Source organism: Microcoleus sp. LAD1_D5, assembly GCF_036702115.1.
Classification (GTDB): Bacteria; Cyanobacteriota; Cyanobacteriia; order Cyanobacteriales; family Microcoleaceae; genus Microcoleus.
Genome location: NZ_JAUBSA010000170.1, coordinates 1 through 1,852, shown reverse-complemented (window position 1 = coordinate 1,852; position 1,852 = coordinate 1). Strand labels below are relative to the sequence as shown.

Below are 1,852 nucleotides of genomic sequence, written 5' to 3'. Positions count from 1 at the left end.
AGAATGATAAAACTCTTAGATATTACTGTCAAAAAAAAACTCTCTTCCCCTCGGACAAAGGCACCGACCGAGTTCAACTCCTGCGATGTGAGTTCTGGAAAAAAATAAAAGAGTAAGGTTTGAAAGACTTAATATTCATTGACGAATCTGGAGTTAATTTAGCAATGGTTAGGTTATATGCTAGAGCTTTGAAAGGTCAAAGAGCCCGGGGGGCAAAACCAACTAAACGTGGCAAAAATGTCTCAATAATTGGAGCAATGTCAGTCAAGGAAATTTTGACATCGGTTAATCTAATAGGCGGAACTGATGCAATTACATTTGAAGCTTTTATTATCAGAAAACTTGTGCCAAAATTATGGAAAGGTGCTTGTGTAGTCATGGATAATTGTCCCATTCACTTGGGAGAAGAAGTGAAAAAAGCGATCGAAAAAAAAGGGGCAAAATTAATATACTTATCTCCTTATTCACCAGATTTTTCACCAATTGAGAATCTCTGGTCAAAGCTTAAAATTATTCTCCGTTCTATCAAGACTACTAATTATCAAGAATTAGCCAAAGCCATAGAGTGGGCGTTCAGTCAAGTTACATCATCAAATATTTTTAACTGGTTTACACACTGCTGTTATTGTACCTCATCTTTCTGAGAAAGGCTATACGTCAACCTCCACTTCAATCAACTGCGTTACCGTATCAAAAATCTCCCACCACTCTTCTATTACTTCCTGGCTTAGCTTAAACTTGGGACGTAACAAAACATCCTTACATTCCGCTATAATTTCTAGTGATACCAGCCACTTCCAGTCCGGGCGATCGATGATTGACTGAATCGCTTTTTTGGGCATCCGTCCCCTCAAAATCGCAGACACTAAAATATTAGTATCAACAACAATCTTCATTCACCTCTCCGGTAAGCTTCAATCTCCGCTGCAATCTCCTCCTCTGTAATTTCTTGAACCTCTGGAAGAGCTTGCGTTTTATCAAATAAATCCTTTACTTTACAAGCAATGATTCGGCGACTATTTCGCTCAGATAAAAGCCTTAACGCTTCTCTCAGCACCGCTTCTACATTTTCATATTTTCCCGTATCTAACTCAGATTGGATCAACTGTTCTAATTCTGGGTTTAAAACAACATTCATCGTCACTTTCCTGTTAAAAACTGTAATGTCGATCGCAATAACGGCAGAGACTTGGCATACTAATCTCAATGCCTAATTATACAACCAACTACCACCTCCATGAACACCAACATCAGCCCCATCCTCAAAGTATTCACCCTATCCGCCGCCCTTTCCCTGGCCATCAAGTACGCAGGGCCTAGCTTATCCATACCCTCTACCGACCTCAACGCCCTAATCGCCGTCTTTACCCCCAGTCTGATCCTAGCAGCTATCCTGGGCTGGCGATCGCGCCAACAGCAGCAGTAGAGACGCAATCAAAAAGTGCGATCGCTACTTGGTCTAAAGACTGTGTTTTTGCCAAAATCTTAATTCCCCGTACAGCTTATCAAAACCAAAGTTGAGGCACTCACTATGATTCAAATCATACCTGAATTAGTAACATTCGATGAATTCATTGACTGGTATCCTGAAAATTCAGAACACCACTACGAACTACACAATGGAGAAATTGTTGAGATGCCAAAAGCAACAGGTAAACATTCTAAAGTTGCCGGTTTTACCGCACTGAAAGTCGGAATAGAGATTGAGCGTCTCAATTTGCCTTACTTCATCCCCAAAGAATGCGTCATCAAACCCATGCGCGAGGAATCCGGGTATGGTTAGAGTCGATAGGGGCATTTCTACCCCTACCTCTCTTTCAGAACGGAACGTGAAACTTTCGCTTCATTCCGC

General features: G+C 41.2%; 5 protein-coding genes. 3 read left to right on the top strand and 2 right to left on the bottom strand.

The window, feature by feature from the left end:
- Window positions 1–119 precede the first annotated feature (119 nt).
- A complete protein-coding gene (locus tag QUA70_RS28355; RefSeq protein ID WP_333351075.1) occupies window positions 120–644 on the top strand; it encodes an IS630 family transposase in 525 nt (174 codons plus the stop codon).
- Between the two features lie 6 nt (window positions 645–650).
- Here QUA70_RS28355 and QUA70_RS28350 read toward each other — a convergent pair whose 3' ends face one another.
- A complete protein-coding gene (locus QUA70_RS28350) occupies window positions 651–896 on the bottom strand; it encodes a putative toxin-antitoxin system toxin component, PIN family (RefSeq protein WP_333351077.1) in 246 nt (81 codons plus the stop codon).
- A complete protein-coding gene (locus QUA70_RS28345) occupies window positions 893–1,138 on the bottom strand; it encodes a type II toxin-antitoxin system ParD family antitoxin (RefSeq protein WP_333351079.1) in 246 nt (81 codons plus the stop codon). The genes QUA70_RS28350 and QUA70_RS28345 overlap by 4 nt, the downstream gene beginning before the upstream one ends.
- Before the next feature lie 99 nt (window positions 1,139–1,237).
- Here QUA70_RS28345 and QUA70_RS28340 point away from each other — a divergent pair, with 99 nt between their 5' ends.
- Together QUA70_RS28340 and QUA70_RS28335 are read left to right on the top strand one after the other, a co-directional pair.
- Window positions 1,238–1,426 (top strand): hypothetical protein, encoded by a 189-nt coding sequence (locus QUA70_RS28340; RefSeq protein WP_333351081.1) that lies wholly within the window; start codon window positions 1,238–1,240, stop codon window positions 1,424–1,426.
- Between the two features lie 105 nt (window positions 1,427–1,531).
- Window positions 1,532–1,783, top strand: coding sequence for a Uma2 family endonuclease (locus QUA70_RS28335; RefSeq protein WP_333351083.1), 252 nt, complete (start codon window positions 1,532–1,534; stop codon window positions 1,781–1,783).
- Window positions 1,784–1,852: the final 69 nt, after the last annotated feature.

Bases quoted from the DNA above. Each gene is read 5' to 3' on its own strand.
- QUA70_RS28345 (WP_333351079.1), bottom strand. From the start codon at position 1,138: ATGAATGTTGTTTTAAACCCAGAATTAGAACAGTTGATCCAATCTGAG.
- QUA70_RS28350 (WP_333351077.1), bottom strand. From the start codon at position 896: ATGAAGATTGTTGTTGATACTAATATTTTAGTGTCTGCGATTTTGAGG.
- QUA70_RS28340 (WP_333351081.1), top strand. From the start codon at position 1,238: ATGAACACCAACATCAGCCCCATCCTCAAAGTATTCACCCTATCCGCC.
- QUA70_RS28335 (WP_333351083.1), top strand. From the start codon at position 1,532: ATGATTCAAATCATACCTGAATTAGTAACATTCGATGAATTCATTGAC.